Source organism: Vibrio sp. WZ-1, assembly GCF_052037695.1.
GTDB lineage: Bacteria > Pseudomonadota > Gammaproteobacteria > Enterobacterales > Vibrionaceae > Vibrio.
Genome location: NZ_JBQEQR010000075.1, coordinates 73,463 through 98,752, shown reverse-complemented (window position 1 = coordinate 98,752; position 25,290 = coordinate 73,463). Strand labels below are relative to the sequence as shown.

The window sequence follows — 25,290 nt, the reverse complement described above, 5'->3', positions numbered from 1 at the left end:
ATCTGGAGGCATCTGCGAATGATGCCTCTCACTTATCTTTTGTTGGAACTTGTTTAAATGTATGAAGTTGGTAGTACATTAATGATGCCATGATACGTGGCGTTAATTATCTAGCGATATATTTATATCAGAATTTTCCCAAGATCATTACAGCTTACTTTATGAAAAACATCCTCTTATCGACAACGGGCGCAAGCCCGCAAGTGCTGACAGAAACCTTGTTCGCCCTTCATCAAAGTGGACGACCATTTCCAGAAGAAGTGTACGTCATCACCACCCAGAGCAGCCAAGAAACGTTAACCAACGGCTTATTTCGAGATGGCCATTTAAATGCGCTCAAAGAAGAGTACCAACTGCCAGACTTCAAATTTGATCAAAGCCACATTTGGCTGATTGAAGACGAACAGAGCGAATACATTGATGATGCTAAGTCAATAGAAGACCAAACCTCCATGGCGAACTTCATCACCCGCAAGGTTTATGAACTCACTCAAGATGAAAATGTCAGCATTCATGCTTCGTTAGCGGGCGGGCGCAAAACCATGGCATTTTACTTTGGGTACGCCATGTCCATGTTCGGGCGTGAACAAGACACACTAAGCCATGTCTTTGTTGATGATCAATACGAGTTTGTGCGCGACTTTTGGTACCCAACCAAAGCGCCAAAGTGGGTAACGGGCAAATACGGACAAGGTGAGATTGATCTGAGCAAAGCGACGGTCACGCTAGCGGAAATTCCATTTGTGCGTATGAGAGCCTCCATTGAACCAAGCCTAATTGCGTCTTTAGCTAATCTCTCATTCAGCCAAACCGTAGGTATGCTCAATGCGGGGCACAAACAACAGATCAACGTCGAGATTGACACCTCAGCTAAGTTAATCTCAACACTAGGGATTGATATTAAACTCACGGCAAAAGAGATGGCATTTTACGTCTGGTTGTTGAATAAAGGCTCTACTGGTTTATTGGTCGATCGTTACTTTGAAGAAGTTACTGAACACAGTATTAGCTTTCTGACTCATTATTGTGAGGTGGCGACCGATCCGCGTATATTCAACACCTTTAACACGACGCCCGAAGACTTTAAAATTGGTGACTACACATCATTAAAGGGCATGGAGCGAAGTTTTCTTCAACCCGTGTGCTCAACCATAAATAGTAAGCTTAGAAAAGCCCTACCAACTCAAACTGCCGATAAACTGGAAATACAATCCAGAGCAGTAGGAAACGATCAGCACTACAGTATCACGCTGGCGGACAGTGACGGTTTGGTAACGTTAGTTTAATGGTCAGAATTTGTATGCAAACGGAGCAGCGAATGGCAACGTCCAATTTTGAGTTTCTAAAAGGCGTTAACGACTTCTTATTTTCTATCGCACGAGCGGCAGAAAAGAACTACCCGGATGATCCCAACACGACCTTGTTCAAGGTGCGTGTTTTCGGCGAATCAACCGCGAAACATCTTGCGAAAATACTGGATATTGAAGCGCCAGATAATCAGCATGATTTGCTACATGAATTAGCCAAAGTTCCGTTTGTCGATGACAATATTCTCAAAGTCTTCCACCAGTTGCGTCAAATTGGCAACCAAGCAGTGCATGAATACCATAACGACCTTGAAGATGCCGCTATGTGTCTGCGCTTGGCATTTCGTATTGCGGTTTGGTACTACCGTCTAGTTACTAAAGACTATGAATTTGCAGTGCCAGTTTTTGTATTGCCAAGCTCGGAAAATAGCGACAAGTTTGAACAAGAAATCCTGTCGCTAAAAGCGCAGCTTGCTTCAGCATATCAAACTGAAACGCAAACCAAAGCAGAAGTCGCGGCGCAAAATGCCAAGCTCATAGCGTTAACAGGTTATATCTCCATCCTTGAGAGCAACAAGGATGAAACCCAAGAGCAAACACAGCAGCGCATTGAAGCGCTAGAAGCGCAGCTAAAAGAAAAAGACGCAAAGCTTGCGAAGAAAACCGAAGTTGAACGCAAAGCCTATAAGAAGCAAATGCTTGATCAAGCTGCTTCACGAACGCTAGATCTGAGCGAAAGCGAAACCCGCTACCTGATTGATCGCCAACTGTGCAAAGCGGGTTGGGATGCAGACAGCGAAAACCTAAAGTTCTCAAAAGGTACTCGCCCACAAATCGGTCGTAATATGGCGATTGCGGAATGGCCAACAGGAAAAGATGAAACTGGAAAGCTAGGGTATGCAGACTACGTTCTGTTTGTTGGTCTCAAACCTATCGGCGTAATTGAAGCCAAAAAAGCCAATAAAGATGTCGCCGCTAAACTGAGCGAAGCCTACCGCTATAGCCAATGCTTTGATCATGATTTTCTACGCAGTGAATTGCAAGATGCGGCTAATGATCCGCAGTCATTAGACTTAATTGCTGAATCACTACCTGCTTATGTGCCGACATGGTCGGATTCATCGTCATCTACGCCATATAAAATTCCGTTTTGTTACTCGGCGAATGGACGTGACTATCGCGCGGCGGTGAAAACCAAAAGCGGTATCTGGTGCCGCGATGTTCGCCACCAAACCAACATGGCCAAAGCGCTAACAGAATGGCATCGCCCAGAAGAACTGATTGCCAAGCTAGAAAGCGACAACCAACTCAATAACCGTTGGTTTAGTGACAATGCAGATATGAGTGACCTTGGGTTACGTTACTATCAAGAAGAAGCGGTTCAAGCGGTTGAAAAAGCCATTGTGTCTGGTCAGCAAGATATCTTACTAGCCATGGCAACCGGAACAGGCAAAACCCGCACAGCGATTGCTTTGATGTACCGTTTGATCCAATCTCAACGCTTTAAACGCATCCTATTTTTGGTCGATAGAACCTCGTTAGGTAAGCAAGCGTTAGATTCGTTTGAAGACACTAACATCAAAGGCGATACCTTTAATAGCATCTTTAACGTTAAAGGGCTAACTGACCGCTTCCCAGAAGACAGCACCAAGATTCACGTCGCAACGGTACAATCATTGGTGAAGCGCACCTTACAAAGTGATGAGGTGATGCCAGTCGGTCGCTATGACTGTATCATCGTTGATGAAGCGCACCGTGGTTACATTCTTGATAAAGAGCAGACCGAAGGGGAAGAGAAGTTCCGTAACGAACTGGATTTTATCTCTTCCTATCGTCGTATTATCGACCACTTTGACGCGGTAAAAGTGGCATTAACTGCCACACCCGCGCTGCACACCATTGATATCTTCGGTGGTGAGAAAAAACAGCCAGTGTATCGCTACAGTTATCGTAAAGCCGTGATTGATGGCTACCTGACTGATCAAGAGCCGCCAATCCGTATTGTGACTCAGTTGAGCGAAGGTGGCGTTTACCTTTCACAAGGTGCTGAAGTTCAACGCTTATCTAACCAAGGCGAACTGGTTAACGATACCTTAGTTGACGAACAAGGCTTTGAAGTCGCCGATTTCAACCGTGCGCTGATCGCATCTAACTTCAACAAAGTGGTGTGTGAAGAGCTGGCGAACAATAAAGATTTCGCGATTGACCCAACCAGCCCACAAAAAACCTTGGTCTTTTGCGTTAACAATACGCACGCCGACATGGTGGTGGAAGAGTTACGCACCGCGTTTAAAGCCAAATATCCTCAGCTAGAACACGATGCGATCATCAAAATCACTGGCGATTCAGACAAAGACGCCACCAAAGTCCAATCAATGATCACGCGCTTTAAGAAAGAGCGCTTACCCAACATCGTGGTCACCGTTGATTTGCTTACCACGGGCATCGACATTCCGAGCATCTGTAACCTGGTGTTTATGCGCAAAGTACGCAGCCGTATTTTGTACGAGCAAATGAAAGGGCGCGCGACGCGGCTTTGCCCAGAAGTCGGCAAAACGTCTTTCCGTATTTTCGATGCCGTGGATTTGTACTCAACCCTGCAAAGTGTCGACACCATGCGCCCTGTTGTGGTGCGCCCAAGTGTGGATTTGCAAACGCTGGTCAATGAAATCACTGATTCAGAAACTTACAAAACCATCGAAGCAGACGGGCGCAGTTTTGCCGAGCATAGCCATGAACAATTGGTGGCCAAGCTGCAACGCATCATTGGTCATGCTCAGTTTAATCGTGACAAATCCAAAGACATTGAAGCGCACATCAAACGCTTTGATGAGATCTGCACCGAAACAGCAGGGTGTAATTTCTTAGGTTTAGCTAAAAAGCTCAAAGAGAAAGGGCCAAAATGGTCGGCAGAAGTGTTTAATAACGCCACCAACCTCATTAGCCGCCTTGAGCAATTGAAAACCGAGATCAATGCGCTGCGTGACATGCCGATTTTTACCGATTTGCCAGATGCCGTCACTGGGGTCAGCCAAGTATGGGGTGATCATGATAGCGCAGAAGATTTCTTAGAAGCGTTTGATAAGCTGGTGGATGTATCTGTCAACCAACAAGAAGCGCTGGATATCATTGTTAACCGCCCAAGGGATTTAACCCGCAAAGGGTTGATTGAGCTTCAAGAATGGTTTGATGCACAAAACTACAACGATTCAACCTTGCGCCATGCGTGGAACGTTGCAAAAAACCAAGACATTGCCGCCAAGCTCATTGGTCATATTCGCCGCGCCTCGATTGGTGATGCGCTCATGCCGTTTGAACAACGGGTTGATCTCGCACTGGCGCGTATTCTTAAAGCCAATGAATGGAATGAAGAGCAAGTTAGTTGGTTAGAACGCTTAGCCAGCTCAATTAAAGAAAAAGTCGTGCTGGATGATGACACCTTTAAAACCGGTAACTACAAGCGCAAAGGCGGAAAACGTAAGCTTATGAACGTGTTTAATGATGAATTAGACACCATACTCGCTGAGTTCAACGAATATATGTGGGATGAGCGCGCCTAGCCCATTACAATACCCCTAATCCTTATCCATGATTTCCTGCTGCGGTTGAAGATGTGCAGCAGGAACGGAACATTAGTTAAGAGAATCAAATGAACAATAACGATCTGGTCGCCAAACTTTGGAAACTGTGTGACAACCTGCGCGATGGCGGGGTGTCTTACCAAAACTACGTTAATGAGTTGGCGTCTTTACTGTTTCTAAAAATGTGTGAAGAGACAGGGCAAGAAGACGAACTGCTACCAGCTGATTTTCGTTGGTCGAAGTTGAAAGCCAAAGTCGGCCAAGATCAGCACCAGTTCTACCGCAATATGTTGGTACAGCTTGGCGCAGATGAACACGCGATTGTTCGTGCGATTTTCCAAAACGTCAATACCACCATTACTCAGCCCGCACAGTTGACTGAACTGGTTGCCAATATGGATAGCCTAGATTGGTACGACGGCGATGCAGGAAAAAGCCGCGATGACTTCGGAGACATGTACGAAGGCTTATTACAAAAGAACGCTAACGAAACCAAATCTGGCGCAGGTCAATACTTTACGCCGCGCTCGCTTATCAGCACCATCATCAAAGTGATGCAGCCACAGCCACGCGAAATCATTCAAGACCCAGCGGCAGGTACAGCAGGCTTTTTGATTGAAGCGGATAAATACATCAAAGCAAACACCAACGATTTAGAAGATTTGAGCGATGATGACCAAACCTTTCAAATGAAAAAAGCCTTTGTTGGCTTAGAGCTAGTACCAGAGACGCGCCGTTTAGCATTGATGAACTGCTTATTGCATGACATTGAAGGCGATGACAACGAAGGGGCGATCCGTTTAGGTAATACCCTCGGCAGCGCAGGTGAAAACCTACCCAAAGCCAATGTGATCTTAACCAATCCCCCGTTTGGTAGCGCCGCCAGCACCAACATCACCCGTACCTTTGTCCACCCAACGGGCAACAAACAGCTGTGTTTTATGCAGCACATTTATGATGCCCTAGAGCCGGGCGGTCGTGCTGCCGTGGTGATCCCAGACAACGTCTTGTTTGAAGGTGGAAAGGGCACTGACATCCGTCGTGATTTGATGGACAAATGTAACCTACACACCATTTTGCGTTTGCCAACCGGCATCTTCTACGCCGCTGGGGTAAAAACTAACGTGCTGTTCTTCCAAAAAGGCACGCCAGAGAACCCGAACCAAGACAAAGGCTGCACCGTCGATACATGGGTATTCGATATGCGTACCAACATGAACACCTTTGGTAAACGTCGCCCACTGACTGAAAAGCACTTTGATGCCTTTGTGAAAGCGTATGGCAGCGATGCAAACGGTCAATCAGCTCGTGAAGAAGGGGTTTATGAAACTCTCGGCAACATCTTTGCTGAAGGGGAAGACTCTGTTACGCACACTTTAGAGAACTCTAGATGGCGTAAGTTCAGCCGCGAATACATTCGTGATCAAAAAGGCGATAGCCTAGATATTTCATGGCTAAAAGACCTAGAAGCGACCAGCGCAGAAAACCTGCCTGCGCCAGAGTTACTGGCAGGCGAAGCCATGGCAGAGTTGACTGAGGCGATGGCAGAGATTTACCAACTGATGCAAGCACTGGGCGCAGATGATGTTGCCGAGGGGCAAAAACAGCTTGTGGCAGAAGCCTTTGGTTTGGCTGAAAAGCCGGAGGCAGAGTGATGAGTGAATTGCCGAAGGGTTGGAGAGGAACTCTCTTAAATGGAGTAGTAGACAAGATTGTAGGAGGAGGGACACCGAGTAAATCGGTTCCATCTTACTATGAAGGTGATATCCCTTGGATGACCGTGAAGGATATGAACAAGTCGTATCTTACTGACACAATTGATCATATTACCCAAGAAGCTATTGATAATAGTAGTACCAATGTTATTCCTGCTGGAACGCCGATTATAGCCACTCGCATGAGTTTAGGGAAAATAGTCCGAGCAAGTTTTGATTCTGCGATTAACCAAGACTTGAAAGCCTTGTTCGTCAACAGAGAAGTAGACGATTATTACTTCGAATATTGGTACCGTTCTCAAGGATTGAAAATTGAGTCGTTGGGTACAGGTACTACAGTCAAAGGGGTTAGGCTTGAAGTCATCAACGCTTTAGAATTTCCTCTAGCCCCACTAGCTGAACAAAAACGCATTGTTGAAAAACTGGATGAGGTATTGGCACAGGTCGACACCATCAAAGCCCGCTTAGATGGCATCCCTGCGTTACTTAAACGCTTCCGCCAATCGGTACTCGCTTCTGCGGTGTCGGGTAAGTTGACGGAAGAGTGGAGAATAGCCAACGAGATCAATCCGCCTGAACAAAAGAAATTAGGTGATGTAATTACCAAGATTGGACAAGGTTGGAGCCCTAAATGTGAAAATGTTCCAGCAGAAGAGGGGGCTTGGGGTGTAATTAAAACTAGCTCGGTTCAAAATATTTCGTTTATAGAATATGAAAATAAGGCGCTCCCTCAAAGTCTAGAAGCACGAGCAGAACATGAACTGTTAGCTGGCGACATATTAACTACAAGAGCTGGCCCAAGAGTCCGCTGTGGCGTTACAGCTTACGTTAGTGAAACTCGCTCACATCTGATGATTTGTGACAAGGTTTATCGTTATCGTGTTAAAGAGTCTTACGGTCTTAGCAAATATTTGGTTTATGTTCTCAATTCGCCATTCTATCTTGGTGAAATTGAAAAGATGAAAACAGGTATTTCTGATAGTGGTATGAACTTAACACAGACTAAGTTCAAGCAACTCTCTCTTTTGTGGCCATTTATCGAAGAACAAAAAGAAATCGTTCGTCTAGTCGACCAGTACTTCGCTTTCGCTGACACCATCGAAGCGCAGGTGAAAAAAGCACAGGCGCGGGTGGATAAGCTGACCCAAAGCATCCTCGCCAAAGCCTTTCGTGGTGAGCTGGTGGCGCAAGATCCAAACGATGAGCCAGCTGACAAGCTGCTAGAGCGCATCGCACAGGCGCGTAAGGAAGCAGAAGCGCTTGCTAAGGCTGCTAAAAAGGCAGAGACGGCAAGAAAGAAAGCAGCCAAAAGCGCATAACGTTTAAGCTTAACTTTGTTGTTTTAATAAAGGGGCGAAAGCCCCTTTTTTGACGGCGTCGTATGCAACGGTTATTTATAGGTGATAGAGAATGAGCGACTGGGAAGATGTGTTTGGGGCAGGCACAGTATACTGGATGCCCGCAGACGAGCCGAGGAAACCATCTAAAAAAGAGCTGTGCTATAAAAGGAAAAAAGCAGAGTTTCATAGTGTCATTAGGCGATTAGGCTTTAAGTGGTGTTTAAAGCATGGAGTAATTGCATTCCCAAAGTTGTGTGAGAAAGCGATATTTGTCGATAGGAAAGATCAATGCGCATCTTATGGGGGGCAGGTTCTAAGCCGACTAATCATTGAGCCTATGGATAAGGTAGTAAGGTTAACGCTCATAACGACGAAAGAAGAAGTGAAGGTCGAATATAAAATTTCGGATAAACATGCGTATTCCAACGCGGTTTTGATTGCATTGGACTTTAAGTTTTCTACCACTAATCCTTTTATTAATATTAAGTCGATGCAGAAAGACGAAATTTATACACCATTGAAGTACTGAGATTTCCATTATGAACAACGATTATTCGAATAATGAGGGTAGCAGTGTGAACGAAAATCAATGGGAAGATAACTCCAATGGAGTATGGTCAATAACGCTTACTCCGAAATTGAGCAAAATATACGCTGATGTTGTTTGGGGGGAATGGTTATCGGAACCTGGCATGATCGAAGTGCTCAATGTGAGAAAAATTCACGTGGATACTGGTGGGAAAAAGCGCCAAATTTATTCACCGGATATGAACTCGAAGGTGTTTTATCAGGCACTATTGCCAAACCTCAATGAAACCTTTGAAAAGATGGAAGAGCGAGCCGTCGCGTTCGGTTTTGTTCCAAAAAGAAGCTGTGTCGACCAAGCGCTTCAGCACAGGAACTATGCTTATACCATTAGCCTTGATATCAAAGATTTCTTTGATCATGTCAAACCTAAACATGTCAAAGGACTTATCGATGAAGAGCTAATACCTTATCTATTTATCGATGGGGCGGCAAGGCAAGGGTTACCGACCAGCCCAATGGTTTCAAACATCGCGTTTAATGCAATTGATCGCGAAATCATCGCTTTCCTTGAAGACAAAATCACACTGATAGCCGATAAGCCTAAATACGGTGGTTCGTCTTGGGGGTGGGAAGAAAAAAAGCGATATTATACTTACACTCGATATGCTGACGATTTGTCAGTGAGTTTAGACAGTTATGACGATATCGCACGTGTTATTAATGGCGTTCAAAGAATACTCTTACGACACGGCTTTGAGCTGAATGCGAGAAAGACCAAAATATTGGATGCGAAAAATGGACGTCGTGTTATCTGTGGGGTCGGTGTCGATGTGGAAACAGTCTACCCGACCAGAAAAACATTGAAAAAGCTTCGAGCGGCAAGACACCAAAAAAACCTTAGTTCGGTCTTTGGTCATCGCGCTTGGATTTATTCGATAGATAAAAAGAAGCCTGTCAGGTGACAGGCTACTTTCTCTGATTACATTGTATTCGGCTTTAGCCGTATTTGATTATACGTAGATAGTCAAATTCAGTGGACGAAACATCACACCATGAAACTATCGAAGCTAATCAGATTCAGGCTACTCTACCCAAATATATCGGGGAGTAAAGAGAAAAGTGTAGTTTGAATAGTAAATTTATCTTAATTGTTAAACCTTATGTTTAAATGACTTTCTTTGGTTATAATTATTTCTATTCGAGATTAAAATGTTTAAATCAATTGTGGAGATTCTAAAGCTTGCTTTTGAATGCGCCAAAAATATGTGTTCAATAATTTTGTCCTTAATTACTATTGTGTTTACTTTATTGAAAGCACTACGTCATTATTGCTCCGCACTCTATAATCGTTACCAGCATGAGAAAGAAAAAGAAATGCTTGTTCAAGAGATGGAATTGATCGAGAGAAAGAAGCAATTAGATGAAAAGCTAAATATAAAATAATCTAATTTAATTAAAATTATAAAATAGATAACTCTTTCTGGAATTTTTAACTTGGGTATATTTAGAGCATGTGGCAGCATTCTTAGTAATGTTGTCACGCTTGGTGGTGCAAGCGAATTAAAACACCAACGCGGTCTTTACGAACACGAATATAAGTATTACCAGCATCTTTACGGTTTAATTAGTGAACGTAAGCAGCAGATTGAATCGGATTTATCTGCTCTTGGGCAGTCAATCTCCGCTGTACAGCAAACTTTAGTGACTGTTGAAAATATCCTCACTACCACATACATATTGGATGCGCTGAAGTTCGATAAGCCTGAACTTCTCGTAAATCAAATGAGTAAGTTCCATTCCAGCTATTCGAGCGCGCTAAGCGCTGGTTTTGGTGGCGTGTTAGGTGGTACCGCAGCAGTGGGCGCATGGGGGGTAGTGTCTATCATCGGCAGCGCTTCGACCGGTACAGCAATCGCCACGCTTTCGGGCGCAGCGGCAACCAATGCGACTTTAGCTTGGTTTGGTGGTGGCGCATTAGCGGCGGGTGGCGCAGGTATGTCAGGCGGAATGATGGTGCTGGGTGGTATTGTCGCTGCGCCTATGATCTTTTTTGCGACCAAAAAAGCGTATGAAAAAGCAGAACAGCTTGAACAAGCAACTCAAGAGCTAAAAGACGCTTTCCCTGAGTTAGAGCAACTTCTTGTATCCGCGAATGGACAGCAAGCTGAGGTGAAAGTCTATACAGAGCGAATGCGCACCCTCTGTGATAATTACGTTTTTGAAGCCCAAACGCTAATGACGTTGATTCATCCGAAAGGAAGGTGGAGCCGCTTCTATCAATGGTTACGTCGTTTGTTCAGACTTAATGTCTTTACTGCAAAGCAAGAAAGTGCCATTGAATCGTTGTCGAATAAAACTCATGCGCTCCTAGCGAACTTTAACTGATCTCATGGTTAATTTTTAATTAAGTGAGTGAAACTTCATGCCACCAACTTACTGTTGGTGTCAGGTCAAAGACACAATTGATATGAAATGATAGGCTTACATCCGTTGAGTTTGATGAAGCAATATCACGTTATTTGATAATTATAATAACGGTAGGAAGCGATGAAAGTAGAACAACAAATGTTGTGGGATGAATTTTTATCCCGTTGGCCACGAGAAAACTTATCTAATTTGACTTTAGAAGAATACGTTTCAGTTAATGACACGGACACGTTTACTTATTGGTTAGAAACAAAAACAAGAGAGTTAGGTTCTATTCAAGGGAATACTTCCGCGAAGTTTGGGATCTATAAACGTGGTAGCGAAGGCAAAGAGCAAAGCGGTATCGGTCATGGTGAAATCTACACTTGGAGAACTCGCTATGGAAGCAGTGAATCTGAAGTGTTTGATTATGTAAAAAAAGCATTAATCCAGATCTCTAACGCTGCTTTTAAAGGAGACTTGGAAACTATCGATGCTATCGACTTTGCGCCTTTAGTTAAGTGGAAAATTGCCTTTCTTTACCAGAATCAAGCGTCCCCAGTTCTGATTAATACATTCTCTAAACCCATGTTGGAAGTGTTGACGGGCAATACCCGAAAAGTGTCATTTCCGGAGATGTACCAGCAACTTATCGCTGAAAAAGGGAGTAAGAATTTACTTGAGTTTGGTGAGCAGTGTTGGAAACAAGCTGAAAGTAAACGGAAAGAGATCGAGCAAAGACATATTTTTGAGCAGTTTTCCCACATTGAGCAATTTAATCGTTGTGCTGAGCTGTGGGCACAAGAGACTATCGACGCTTTTTGCTCGCTAATCCAAGAAGCGCACAGTAATAAACTGGATATCTTTACCACAGCAATGGAAACGGGGGCGATGATTCGTATTGGACGCAAAGAACAGCATGCGATTCGAGCCGAAGAAGTATTCGCAACTTTCGAACCAACGCAAAAGAAAATCAATTTCGAACTACGTTATGAACATAGAGATACTTACGATTGCTCGGAAGTAAGTGATGATCTTTATCGACAACTGCGAAAATCTAAACAGCTTAAAAAATTTACGCAGCAATATCCTATCGCGCGCAAACCATATTGGCCTGCTAACTATTTATCAGATGATTATATTGATGACATACCTGCTGAAAGTGGAGTTGCCGAACAAGGAGAGACCTATCAAATGGGTAACCTAACACCGTTAAACCAAATCTTATATGGCCCTCCAGGTACGGGTAAAACGTACCACACGATCGAAGCCGCAGTGAAAGCTGCAGAGCCAAGCTATAGTTGGGATAGCCGGGAAGAGCTAAAAGCTGAGTATGATCGCCTTATCAGCGAGAAACGCATCCGTTTTGTCACTTTCCATCAAAGTTATGGCTATGAAGAATTCGTTGAAGGGTTGCGAGCGGTTTCTAACCAAGATAATCAGATTGAGTATCCAATTCAGTCGGGAATTTTTAAACAGATTTGCCAAGATGCGACAGCAAGTGCGATTAACCAGCCAGCAACGCTGAAGCCAAGTGCGAAGATCTGGAAGCTCTCTATTGATGGGGTGAAATCGAGTCGAGTTCGTGATTATTGTTTTGCAAACAATCTAGCAGCAATTGGCTGGGGTAATACGGGTGATATGTCTTCGGAAGAGCGCACTGCCGAAGAGCAAGATTACTTTGAAAGTCTGGGAGCTTTAGCTAAGTCATCGATTATGGAGTTTTCCAATCGCATGGCTGAAGGCGACATTGTGGTTTGTGTTAAGGGACAATGGTCAATTCAAGCAGTAGGTGTGGTGTCTGGTGATTATCAGTTCCGTGAAGAAGGCGTCGAAGACCGTTCAGATTTTTGCCATGTTATGCCGGTTGATTGGCTAGCAACAGGATTGGATGTGAACCTGTACGAGCTAAATGACAATACTCGACTAACGCTAAAGACTTGTTATGAGCTAACACGATTTACTTCTATTGAGCTCTATGAGGTCCTCGAGAAATCGGGTGTTAAGCTAAAGAATTATTCGCAAGCAGACAGCAACCCCGAAAAACATCGCAACAAGCAAAACTACGTCTTAGTAATTGATGAGATCAATAGAGGTAATATCTCAAAAGTATTTGGTGAGTTGATTACTTTGATCGAACCTTCTAAGCGTAAAGGTCAGGCAGAAGCGTTAGAACTAACACTGCCATATTCTGGTAAGCCATTTTCGGTACCGGATAATCTATACATTATCGGAACAATGAACACAGCTGACCGGTCATTAGCTATGATGGATACGGCGCTTCGCCGCCGCTTTGACTTCGTAGAAATGATGCCAAAACCTGAGTTACTTGAGGGTGTAGTAGTGAAGGGCATTGATTTACAGCACCTACTTGAAACGCTTAATCAGCGTATTGAAATCCTCTATGACCGTGAACACACTCTAGGTCATGCTTTCTTCATGCCGGTGAAGGCGCTAGTAGAACAGGATAAGCAAGAGTTAGCATTTTCTGAGCTTCAGTCGGTATTTCAGAATAAGATTATTCCGTTATTAGAAGAGTACTTTTTTGAGGATTGGAGCAAGATTCGTTTAGTGCTTGCTGACAATCAAAAATCTCAAGAAATACAGTTTATAAAAGAGCATATTCAGACAAACCAAGATCTTAATGCTTTGTTCGGTGTTAAACACAATCTCGATCAATATGGGCAGTCTGTTGTGAAGTATACGTTGGCAGATAAGGCGGATGAGGTTTGGTGTGATAGCGATTCTTATATAAGCATCTACTCAGAAGTATCTAAAACTTCGGACGAAAACCAAGAGTTTAAAACTAGCCGTGAAATGGTGACAGAGTAGTCGTCATGCATACAACTGTATTTGAATATGGCTGCTTGAGCTTCGATAAATCGGCTCGTGATGAATTAGGCGCTGAGCTTATTTCAAAAAGTGCTTTCGAGTATTTAAAAGAAGTGAGCTTGAGTGCTAACGAATCAGAAACCAGTAAGTGTTTAGGCTTAACGAAGCGCTATGGGCATGAGCTTATTCAAGTGAAAAACTATGTAGGTATATTATTTACACCTACTGGTGAGCATATTGAAGTATTGCCGAAAACAGGTCGTAAGGCTACCGATCGAGAAACAGCAATAAGCGAGTCTCGTCAGATGCTGCTGATTATGTTGCAGCACTTAGGCTCGTTTCGTTACGTCGCCTCAGATCAAGCCTCGATTGCCAGCAAAAAAATGCCGTTGTTAGAAGTGTTTATCGAGCAGTTTTTACAATCGGTCAATCGGTTGGTGAAAAGAGGACTGAAAAGTGACTATGTCACGCAAGTCGACAATCTTAACTATCAAAAAGGTAAATTGTTGGTTGGTCAGCAATTGCGACGTAACCTGATTAATCAGCATAAATTTTATGTCGAGTATGATGAATATCTCATCAATCGACCAGCTAACCGCTTGATCACTACTGCACTAAATAAACTAGTGGCATATACTCGTTCTCCATCGAATCAACGCTTATTAAGAGAGCTCCAGTTCGCATTTGTGGATGTGCCTGTTTCAAAGTCAGTTAAGCAAGATCTGAGTGCGCTTAAGCTCGATCGAAGCATGCTCGATTATCATGTTCCAATTGTGTGGGCAAAATTGATTTTAGAGGGCTTTTCACCGCTTAGTATGAAAGGGGAGAGCAGCGCCTTGTCGCTAATGTTTCCGATGGAAGCGGTGTTTGAGAGTTATGTTGCATCGGTGTTGAGGTCGAGTCTTCCGGAAAATGTGGAACTGACGACTCAAGCCCGCGCTAAGCATTTGGTGAAACATAATGGTAAAGCTCAGTTCCAACTTATGCCGGATCTGTTGATGACTCTACCGGATAAATCGCAAGTGGTTCTCGATACCAAATGGAAGCTGTTAGATCTTGAAGCTCATAACTATGGCATATCCCAATCTGATATGTATCAGATGTTCGCCTATGGGCATAAGTACCTGAAGGGAAGTGGTGAGCTCTACTTGATATACCCAGCACACGAGAGCTTCACCAAGCCTATTGAGCACAGCTTTGATTTTAGTGACTCATTAAAGCTCTGGGTAGTGCCGTTTGTGATGAGTCCTGAGGGGAATAGTCGGGTTATATGGCCCGCACATGATTATGTCAAAAGTGCGTGTGTCTGAAAGTCGATATAAGTTAGAACCAAGCTTGTGAAATAAAGCTTTATCGGTGTGTGTTGTATAGTGCTCCTTAGGTTGTTTCACTTTTGATTGAATTTTGTGCTTCAAATTACTTTGGAGCTGTTGTTAGTGTTTCTTTTTGATTTGTTTCAAGGATAACGATGAAAACATTTCGCCATTGCATTGCAGATATTTTGTCATCACGCGACTTAGAACGTGTGAGTGGTGCGCCTTTGTATAGCTATAAATTGACGGATGGTGAGTATTCATCATTGCAAACATCGCTGATTGATAGTTTACGTAAGAGTCATATCGAGAGCTATATCCCTAAAAGAATGAGCTCAGAGTGGGCTGGGGCATTTGTAATGTATGCCGCTGAGTGGTGGCGAAAGGAATTCAATGGCGGCCATTGGAGTTGGGAGCCAATTTTTAAATCGTTACACGTTAAGGATTCAGACCTTGCCGCGAGTCAACGAAATCGATTGATTGAAGCTGGTTTTCGCTTTTGGCGCCGTCCTGTACTGTGTAATGGTCAGGGGCGGATGTTCCTTGGTACCGTTGCGGTAGAGGGAGGCTTGCCGCTGCAATTGATCACGGATCCAAACAACAAACTCTCCCATTATTTCGAGCAAGTGATTAAAGACTTTGGCAAGTATGCACTCTCTAAACCAAATGCGGTCGCTATTGCTCAAGCTCATGATCACTGTATCGTACCGTCATTTCGTACTGATGCGGTGTATTCTGTTGTCGGCAAAATTGCCGAAGCGATTTTTCAGTTAACGGACCAATATGGGTTGGATGAGCAGCATGACCCTCTACGTTTTCTGGATGCAGTGGCTCCGGACTGGCCGGCCGCATTACCACTAAATATTGATCATGATGTAGCAAAAGGTTTGTTAAATCGTGCATTGGGTCAGGCGATTGCTGTCCAACGCCGCTTGCCACATTCATTGCGTCTTATCCGTAGATTAACACAAACTTATAACCCTCACGCTTTTGTTGATGATGAGTTCCAGCAAACCGAGCAGTCTTGGGGGTACCAACTGGCTATCTCATTGCGACCGAGGTTGAGTGCTCAGTATATTCAACAGCTCTTTGGTATGCAGGTTTTACCTGAAAGGTTTAGCTTGTTTGCGATGGGGAAAAAACCGTTGTTATTAGCAAAAGCGTTCAAGCCCAAAAACAACACAGAACGCTACCTGTTGGATGTCATGACCTGTGAGTTACCTGATGATTGGTTTGATTGTGAAATTCAGCTAATGGCGCGGGGCGATGAAGGACAATCATGGTATGCCCCTTTGTTGGGAGGCAGTGCTTTAGATGCTGGTGAACCATGGGTTTTCACAGATAATAACGGTGAGTGGACGTTTGTTGGGGCGGGGGATGTAAGTTGTGAATCCCCGAGTGCCGTTATTGCATTGCCTGCAGAGATGGCAGACCAATCTTTGCCGCACGCATCACGTGTATTGGGAGCCGTTGGTGCACCGATTGCGCAATCTTTGTATCACGTCAAGGAGGCTGGTCGATATACTTTTGGCCAGAATGTGGTGCAACTCGGGGTGGCGAGTGAGCCAAACAAGGAATACGTATGGCAAGGTGAAGAGTTGCCTTATCAGACTTTGCCAACCAAGTGTTTTATCGGAAAACCTAACTTGTTTGCCCTTTCTTCGCAAGGGATGCAACAACGGATTCCAGTAGACCGTTTGCGTTGGTATGACGGTACGAAACAACATTGGTCTACGTTAGATACCATGCCGCTAGGGCAAAGTGAAGTGGCATATATTGAGAGTGGTCAAGTTAAAAAGCGTTTTCGATTGGCCAGTTTGCCTAATGATATCGCGATTGAATTTTTGCCGGGCAGCCAGATTAACCGTGGTCAGATTGTTATTTCATCATCGCGTCTCCCTATGGTCGCTGTCTCACAGCCTACGGTTGGTCACCTGGATTATCACGTCTCGCGAGCATGTGATGCCGTGACGATTGATCTGTTTTGTGCTCAGGAGCAACCGCCTGCTGTGCTGGACATTGATCTTTGGTGGCAGGAAAAGCCGAAAGCAATTTCGCTGACCTTACCATTTCCAAGCAAAGGCATTTGTTTGTTGGATGAGAGCCAACAATTGGTACCGTGCCACAGCGAATTGCTGGTGGATAAGATCAATGGGTATGAGTTGTATGGCTATGGTGTTGACGGTGAAATAGAGCTGCAATTTTTGCTAAAAGCCCAAGATGTTCGCGGGGCATTCAGTCGAAGTGCATTTTTCAGTGCCGTTTTGCCTTCTGTTGACGTGTTGGTTTCAGGCTTGTCTTTGTCCAGTTTCCGTTCCGAAATTCAGGCGCTGTTTGCCCTTTCATCGAGTTTGGATGCGAAAGTCCAACTGACGGTGTCCCATCATGGGCAGGCATTGTACACGTGTGCGTTATCAGCGTATGAGTGTGCGCTTATGCCAAATCGAGAAAGCAACTGTGTGGCGCTAGCTCAGACGACAGATGACAAAGGTACACCAGAACTCTACACCATCCCCTTGGATAGACCGGATCACCCACCGTTAGCGCTAATGCCTGCTCCTGTGACAGATGGCGTTTCGATGCATTGGTTATTTCCGCAAGAGGAAATAGAAGCCGGTGCGTGGCTGATTTATAGCGATAACCCTCAGTTTGGACTGCGTCCGCTGATGTGGAGTAAAGACTTAGAGTGTTTGCCTGCACCAAGCAACGGGTTTGAAATGGCGGCGGGCATCGGCCGTCGTGCGGACAGACTAGAAGCGTTTGCCTCGGTAGCATTAGAAATGGCATACGACTTTACCCGTCCTGAATGGAAATATGCGCGCACATTACTGGCTTTCGACCATGTCCCATTAACCACGTTTGACTTGTGGCGTGGAGTATTACGCCAACCTGAATTCATGTTGGCACTGTTGCTGAATGCCAACAAGAAAGAAATTGATCAGGTCTGGAAAATGGATAAGCAGTTCCCGCTGCTTTGGTATGCATTGAAAGCGACTTCTGCCGTAAAAGTGACGGAGGCGTTCTATCACTATTTGCTTGAGCGTTTGGGTGAAGATATGGCGGATGTAGCGCAATTGCGGATTCAGAAGAAGTTGGCTGAGCTGGTGTCTTATTTCCCAGGGTTGGCGCCACTTGCCAAGCTATTGCAATTTAAGCTGGGCATGGTTGAGCAGAAACCGTCACTGGTACCCGATGCATATGTGCAGCACTTGTTCGATTGTCGAAATGCGCTTTCTCAGCGCCAGTCTGATGTATCGTGGCCAGCGATTTTCGCCGATCACATTTTTAAGTCTGTGATGAAAAATATTAACGCGCAATTGGTTCAACTTTGTTTAACGACCAAGCATGGATTCAAAAATAATGTGATGAATGCGCCAGTGTTACTCGCGCTGGCAACGAGCAATCAAGCTGAGTTGACGATGACGCCAGAAGTGGTGCATGCGATGCGAGAATATCGTCGATTTGACCCTGAGTATTTTGATGACAGCTTTGCATTAACCCAGAAAATGATCATTGGCTTGCTGGCTATTTAACGTTTAGGAAAGAGAAGTGGAATATTTTGAATCTATTATTGAACAGCTGACCAAACGTGCTGCTCGAGCAACATTAGGACAGTTTGGTTTACGCTCAAAACCTTTACGTGAGTTTCTATGGCAAGCCTTTTCTAAAGCGCCAGGACAAGAAGGTGCCTTTTTGGGTGATCCGGTGTTTGAGGCGACATTTGGTTGGAAGCCTCATACCGAAACCATGCAGACATTGTCGGGGAAGTTATTGTCTTCCCGTGTTGTGCATGCGATGGCGAATCCGCCAAAAGCGTTGAAAGAAGATTACCAGTTTGAGTCTTCATGGCCTCCCTATGCCCATCAGCATGAAGCGTGGCAGCATTTGCTACAGGACGAACCTCGCTCCGTCATTGTGAGTAGTGGCACCGGTTCGGGTAAAACCGAATGTTTCCTTGTGCCTATTTTGAGTGATATTGCCGCGCGTAATAGTAAGGCGGAAGGCGTTGAAGCCCTCTTTTTGTATCCACTGAATGCCTTGATCAATAGCCAGCGAGATCGTTTAGCGGCATGGACCCATGAGTTGGGTTCAGATGTGAAATTCTGTTTGTATAACGGTGAAACGAAAGAACAGGTACCGGTCGCGAAGCAAAAAGCAGAGCCGAATCAGCAGCTTTCTCGTAAGGCTTTGCGTGATGACCCTGCACAAATTTTGGTGACCAATGCCACCATGCTGGAATACATGCTTGTTCGTCAAAAGGATGAGCCAATCTTACGTAAATCGCAGGGTAAGCTACGTTGGATCGTCTTGGATGAAGCGCACACCTACATTGGCTCACAAGCTGCAGAGCTTGCTTTATTGCTGCGCCGCGTGATGCACGGTTTTGGTGTCACTCCTGAACAAGTAAGGTTTGTGGCGACATCGGCCACAATTGGCGGGAAAGATTCTGATAATGATCTGAAAGCTTTTTTAGCTGACGTGGCGGGTGTCGATATAACGCAAGTGCACTTAGTGAAAGGGCATCGTGAAATCACTGGACTGGCTGAATTAAAGACGCCGCAAGCAATGGATTTGCAGCAAGTGAAAGCGATTGATGATGAAGTAATGCGCTATCAGGCACTGGAGTCGATTGTGCCGTTGCGTGTACTGCGTCAGCATTTGAGCTCTGATGATAACCGTATGTCTTTGTCGCAAATCGGCAAGTTATTGTCGGCAACCGATGAGCCACTGGAAGAAAAAACCGTATTGAAGTGGCTTGATGTGTGTGCATCAACCAAAGGCAGTGATGGACAGGCATTTATTCCATTTCGTTTGCATTTATTTCATCGGGTTGCCAGTGGTTTATGGACGTGTGCTAATCCAAGCTGTAAAGCAAAGGCTGGTACGGCATTGGATGCGTTGGATTGGCGTTTTGGGATGGTATATATGTCACGCCGTGAACGTTGTGGCTGTGGCTCACCCGTATTTGAAATGACCAGTTGTAATGGGTGTGGTACGAGTCTACTACTTGCAGATGAAAGTATCGACAAAGAAACCGGTGAAAGTGTGCTTAGCCTGACTAAGCCTGATTCGAGTATTGATGACTTTTCACTAGATATCGAGGTGGATGACTCGGATGCCTTATTAGAACTCGATGAAGAGGAATCGGAAACCCATGCCCGTCTGTGCATGATGGCTGAGCATGATCGTGAGGAAACGGGCGAGTATTGGTTGAATAATGAAGGCGTGTTAAAGCCGTCTACCCATAAAGGTGCTTTCCAAGTTCACCGCGTGGAAGGGTACAGCAAGTCAGACGGTACAGGTGTGGCGTTGCGTTGTCCTTGTTGCCAGCATACAAAAATTCAGAACTACGATTTCTATCGCCATTTCCGCAATGGTGCGCCGTTTATGCTGTCGACGGTGATCCCAACGCTGTTGGAGTTTTGTAAAGATGGCAAAAAAGAACAGCTTAAAGGGCCTTGGCATGGTCGCCGAATGATCACGTTTACGGATAGCCGTCAGGGAACAGCCCGCTTTGCCGCAAAATCACAGCAAGATGCCGAGCGCCAATTTTTGCGTGCGGCACTGTTTCATTTAGTCGCAGATAGAACGTTGAAAAGTGGCGCGTTGACGCCGGAGCAAGAAGCGGATTTGAAGAAATACAAATCACGCTTAGCGATGTTCATCGAAGACGGTGACGATGACATGGTTGAAATCATGGAAGAAAAAATTGCGGCACTGTGTGGGGGCGGTGATGTTTCGATTCCATGGTCAGATGTTGAACATGAGCTCGCTAAAGAGAAAGAGCTGCAATATTGGATCAAGGATTCCTATCAGCGATTTGATGACAAAATGACCATGGTGAAAGACCCTGTTCTACTGGCAAGGCTCTTGTTATTGAGGGAGTTTAATAGTCGTCCTAAACGTCAGAATACGCTGGAAACCTTGGGTTTGATCCGTATGGAGTACCCTGCCATCAAAGATAAGGGCAATACTGCTCCTAATGAATGGGTCGCATTATTTGATGATCGGGACAGAGCGCAATCAGAGTGGGTTAACTTCTTAACGCTGTGCTTAAACTTCCATGTGCGCGCCAATAAGGCTATCTCGTTAACCGAAGAGCAGCAGCGCTGGATTGGTGCGAAGTTCAGCCCGGGATTGATTACTTCGCCAAGTGACGATAGCCCGTTCCGTAATGTTCAAAGTTGGCCTCAGGTCAGAAAAGGCTCGGTACAGCCTCGGCTGGTTAGACTACTTGCAACGGCATTTAATCTGGACATTACCGATACTCAAGATAAAACACTGCTCAATATTATCCTGCAAGACGCTTGGAATGTGCTGCAACGCTATGTGCTGGCAGGGGGTGGAGATGGCTACCGCCTGGAGCTAGAGCATCAGGTCAGTTTCAGTTTGTTGGCTGAAAAATGGCAGTGCCCGCATACGCAAAAAATTATCGATACGCCACTAGCTAAAATTACGCCGTACCTGAACGTAAAAGGTGAGCGGGATGAACAAGTCTGCCGCTTATTAGAAGCGCCGGTTTATCCGTATCCTTATGGTCGTCAGATTGAAGACGGATCACCCGTTGCGCTTACCGTTGTGAGGGACTGGCAAGAACAGTCTGACATCGCTAACTTGCGTAAAGAAAATGCGTGGTCAGACATTTCGGACCGTATTATCGAACGTACGCCATATTTCCGTGTGGCAGAGCATTCTGCACAATTACCTGCCCCTTTGCTGCGTGATTATGAAGATAAGTTCAAAAAAGGTGCCATTAATGTGCTGAGTTGTTCGACAACCATGGAAATGGGGGTGGATATTGGTGGTATCTCTGTGGTGGCAATGAATAATGCGCCGCCTAATCCTGCAAACTATTTGCAGCGTGCTGGTCGTGCAGGTCGTCGTGGAGAAACGAAATCTGTCGCGCTGACCTTGTGTAAAAATACACCGCATGGTGAGCATATATTTAACCATACGCGGTGGGCCTTTGACACGCCGATTCATGTACCGAATGTATCGCTATCCAGCGAATACATTGTAAGGCGCCATATTAATGCATTGCTATTGTCGGTATTCCTGCGTCAGAAAAATATCAGCGACAACTCTCTGCGTTTGAGCTGTGGCAACTTCTTCCTGTCTTTGCACGAGCAGTGTGCATCACAGGCCGAATTGTTTATTAACTGGTGTGTGAAAGATGCGCTTGACCATATGAGTGACGGATTAGAAACTTTGCTTCGCCGAACAAGCTTAGAAGCAACGACGAAGATGAGTCTAGTGCAGGAATCAGCACAGCAGATGAAGACTATTTTGTGCAGTTGGCAGAAAGAACATCAGTTGCTGTGTGAGCAGAGTGAAGCGGTAAAAGCTGATACTAACCGCCTTTCTATTGCACAGGCGGCGGTGGAAACGCAAATTCAGCGTTTAGAAGGGGAATACCTACTGTCAGAATTGGCACGAAAAGGGTTCTTACCGGGATACGGTTTCCCGACCGATGTGGTGTCGCTAAATAATGATAATGCTGAGTCCATCAATCGCAGAAAAGCATTGATTCAAGCTGCAAAAGAAGCCAAATCTGCGAAAAATGATACGTTAGAGCACCGTATTGATAACCTGTACAGTGCGCGCGATTACCCATCCCGAGATTTATCTGTCGCGATTCGTGATTACGCCCCGGGCAGTGAAGTCGTGCTGGATGGTCGTGTGTATCAATCGGCAGGCGTGATCTTAAATTGGCATAGTCCTGCCTCTGCGGATCAGGTGAGTGAAATTCAATCTTTGATGTGGGCGTGGCGTTGTCAGCAGTGTGGTGCAAGTGGAACAGAGCGACAAATGCCGAAGGTGTGCAGTTGCTGTGAGGCTCAGTTAGCTTCAGACAGTTACCACCGTTTCATTGAGCCAGGTAGTTTTGCGGTCGATATTCGTCATAAACCACATAATGATATTTCTCGTTTGGTGCATGTGCCTTTCCAAGATCCTTGGGTAACGGTAGAGCAAGAGAAGTGGGAAGAAATGAGCGTAAACCCAAGTGCTTTGTTTCGTTCTAGCCATAACGGTCATGTGTATTACCACAGTGCAGGGTTGTCCAATACGGGATATGCGCTCTGCTTAGAGTGTGGCCGTATGGAGGCTATGCCAGATTCGCAGGATGTGACGCCTTATCAGGTCTTGGAAAATCATACCCGTTTGCGTGGTGGTAAAGGGGAAATTGAGCGTGACAGTGAGCATTTCTGTGGCGGTAATGAACGTGATTTTGCTATTAAAGGCCCGATTAAGTTAGGTCATAGTACGCGTACGGATGTGTTTGAGTTATTGCTTTTCCATGCAGATGGCTCGGTTCTGAACAATCGCACGATTGCTCGTTCTATTTCTGTACTGTTACGAAATGAGTTGGCTGCGAAATTAGGGATCAATAGCGATGAGGTTGGCTGTACCACAAAGCCAGTGAATTATCAGGATCATGAAGCGCAGGCTATTGTGCTTTACGATTGTGCGGCGGGAGGTGCGGGCTTTGCGATAAAAACGCCTGAGTTTTTGATCGCGTTATTGCAAGCAGCGAAGAAGAAAGCCGTGGATTGTCACTGTGATAAAGCGTGCCATCGTTGCTTAGTGGACTACTCAACGCAGCATGCGCTGGAACTGCTAAATCGTTGGAAAGTGATCGAGTTTCTCGATAATGATTTTTTTGCACGCTTATCGCTGCCAGATGAATTTAAGTTATTTGATCGTGATAACCGAAGAGAGTTACGTCCCTTGATGACTGCCATTGAGCAATCATTGGCGCATACGATAGATCCTGAGCTATGTCTGTATATGCAGCGAGATACTCTAGATGATTTAAGCAAATGGCCGCTTGTTGATGCAATGTATAGTTGGGCAAGAGAGCAGACGGTGAAAGTTGTGTTACTCAGCACTGATTCATCGGCCTTAACGACGCCTGAACAGATCAGCTTGTCGTGGCTTGCTAATCACCCGAATATCGAACTACTTCAGCGAGACGACGCAATAAAACGTGATATGACGTTATGTGCTGAAATTTTGAGTGGCAACAGTGCCCAATCGTGGGGGTATCGTAATGAATGTGACGCTCAGTTAGTCACGGGTTTCGGGAGTCGACCGACGTTGTCAACGATTAAGCTGGATGCGCTGACGCACCCAGAGAGAATCGGAACCGTGAGTATTCATCATGAGCTTAATCATTCGGTGAAAGTGTTTGGAGCACTGTTTTGGAGTAAAGTACTGAAGGCATCTGATTTGTTGTTGAAGAAAATGCAGACAAATCAGATCGTTGAAGTTGAGTACTGTGACCGATATTTGGCTGCACCGTTGCCTTTTAGTTTATGTTTCAGTGCCGTAGGGGCATTGCTAGGTCACTATAAGGATTGTAAGGCTTCGATTATCACGGGCAGATTGAAGGATGGGGGATATTTGCCCGAATCTGTTCAAGATAATTGGTCGTCTGATGATGCAAGATACAAGGTAGTAAATCGCTGTATTGAGAAAACACAGCTTGATATAACGTTTGAGACAAAACCAAAGTATCAATTACCTCATGCGCGCACAATGACATTTACTTTCGATGATGGTGCAAAAGTAACCCTCTGGCTGGATCAAGGTTTTGGATATTGGTGGGTAGACAAATATTTGTCTGAAAATCGATTTCCTGCTGAGTTAACAATTGATGAGCAGGCTGAATGTATCGTTCAGGGGCCATGGAGGCTAAAGAGTGGAGATTGGCCTACAGTGCTTTTCTTTTCTATTGATGAATAATGAGAAAGGTTGACGGAAGTTAATCTAATGCATCGAAGCGCATTAAAGCTAGAACCTGGTTGGACCCACCAAATTTAGTTCTTCGTGAGCAAACGCAAAGCCCGCTAACTTAGCGGGCTTTATTGTATCTGGAAGCTAGACGTCCTTTGTACCCCTCACTCCCATACGGCTTCTAGGAGCAAAGCAAGATAAAGGTGTGATTATCACCCACTAGATATCTACTATCTCCCTTATCCCTTAGATTATATTTCTGACTTTTTACAATAAATAAAAATACAAGATGTAACTTCTATATTTATTTGTTGTTTTTATATTAGCCATTCTTTAATTGAAATATATTTTCATAATGATTTAATAAATTAATTGGAATGTAACTCACACTAAATAACGATGTTTTTGGTTGGCTTAGATGTGTTCGCTTGTAGAGTGTTTTATCCGCATATCCGTCACTTTATGTGTGTTTCTTGACTGTAAGTTTATGTTTTTAAAGGTTGTCATGTTTAGGTGAGGAGTGTGTTATA

12 protein-coding genes are annotated in these 25,290 nt (G+C 44.8%); all 12 read left to right on the top strand.

Going from position 1 to position 25,290, the window contains the following annotated elements; genetic code table 11:
* The first annotated feature begins 161 nt into the window (after window positions 1-161).
* Complete coding sequence (gene csm6, locus ACTS60_RS11600; protein ID WP_440888362.1) at window positions 162-1,286, top strand: CRISPR-associated ring nuclease Csm6; 1,125 nt, start codon at window positions 162-164, stop codon at window positions 1,284-1,286.
* A gap of 32 nt (window positions 1,287-1,318) precedes the next feature.
* On the top strand, window positions 1,319-4,867 hold the full coding sequence (hsdR, locus tag ACTS60_RS11595; protein WP_440888361.1) for a type I restriction-modification system endonuclease: 3,549 nt from the start codon (window positions 1,319-1,321) through the stop codon (window positions 4,865-4,867).
* An 89-nt stretch (window positions 4,868-4,956) separates the two neighbouring features.
* Window positions 4,957-6,543, top strand: coding sequence for an N-6 DNA methylase (locus tag ACTS60_RS11590; RefSeq protein WP_440888360.1), 1,587 nt, complete (start codon window positions 4,957-4,959; stop codon window positions 6,541-6,543).
* Entirely contained in the window at window positions 6,543-7,922 is a 1,380-nt protein-coding gene (locus ACTS60_RS11585) for a restriction endonuclease subunit S (RefSeq protein ID WP_440888359.1), read from the top strand. Before ACTS60_RS11590 ends, ACTS60_RS11585 begins: the two co-directional genes overlap by 1 nt.
* Window positions 7,923-8,013: 91 nt before the next feature.
* Window positions 8,014-8,472, top strand: coding sequence for a hypothetical protein (locus tag ACTS60_RS11580; RefSeq protein ID WP_440888358.1), 459 nt, complete (start codon window positions 8,014-8,016; stop codon window positions 8,470-8,472).
* 10 nt (window positions 8,473-8,482) lie between these two features.
* Complete coding sequence (locus ACTS60_RS11575; protein ID WP_440888357.1) at window positions 8,483-9,433, top strand: reverse transcriptase family protein; 951 nt, start codon at window positions 8,483-8,485, stop codon at window positions 9,431-9,433.
* 247 nt (window positions 9,434-9,680) lie between these two features.
* Window positions 9,681-9,914 carry a hypothetical protein gene (locus ACTS60_RS11570; RefSeq protein WP_440888356.1) on the top strand — a complete coding sequence of 78 codons (234 nt, stop codon included), beginning with the start codon at window positions 9,681-9,683 and terminating at the stop codon, window positions 9,912-9,914.
* 51 nt (window positions 9,915-9,965) lie between these two features.
* A complete protein-coding gene (locus ACTS60_RS11565; protein WP_440888355.1) occupies window positions 9,966-10,856 on the top strand; it encodes a hypothetical protein in 891 nt (296 codons plus the stop codon).
* A 162-nt stretch (window positions 10,857-11,018) separates the two neighbouring features.
* A complete protein-coding gene (locus tag ACTS60_RS11560) occupies window positions 11,019-13,709 on the top strand; it encodes an AAA family ATPase (protein ID WP_440888354.1) in 2,691 nt (896 codons plus the stop codon).
* 5 nt (window positions 13,710-13,714) lie between these two features.
* Window positions 13,715-15,019, top strand: a complete 1,305-nt coding sequence (locus tag ACTS60_RS11555) for an McrC family protein (protein ID WP_440888353.1) — start codon at window positions 13,715-13,717, stop codon at window positions 15,017-15,019.
* Window positions 15,020-15,177: 158 nt separating this feature from the next.
* Entirely contained in the window at window positions 15,178-18,555 is a 3,378-nt protein-coding gene (locus tag ACTS60_RS11550) for an STY4851/ECs_5259 family protein (RefSeq protein ID WP_440888352.1), read from the top strand.
* Between the two features lie 16 nt (window positions 18,556-18,571).
* Window positions 18,572-24,769: a DEAD/DEAH box helicase gene (locus ACTS60_RS11545; protein WP_440888351.1), complete on the top strand. Its 6,198-nt coding sequence runs from the start codon at window positions 18,572-18,574 to the stop codon at window positions 24,767-24,769.
* The last annotated feature ends 521 nt before the right edge of the window (window positions 24,770-25,290 follow it).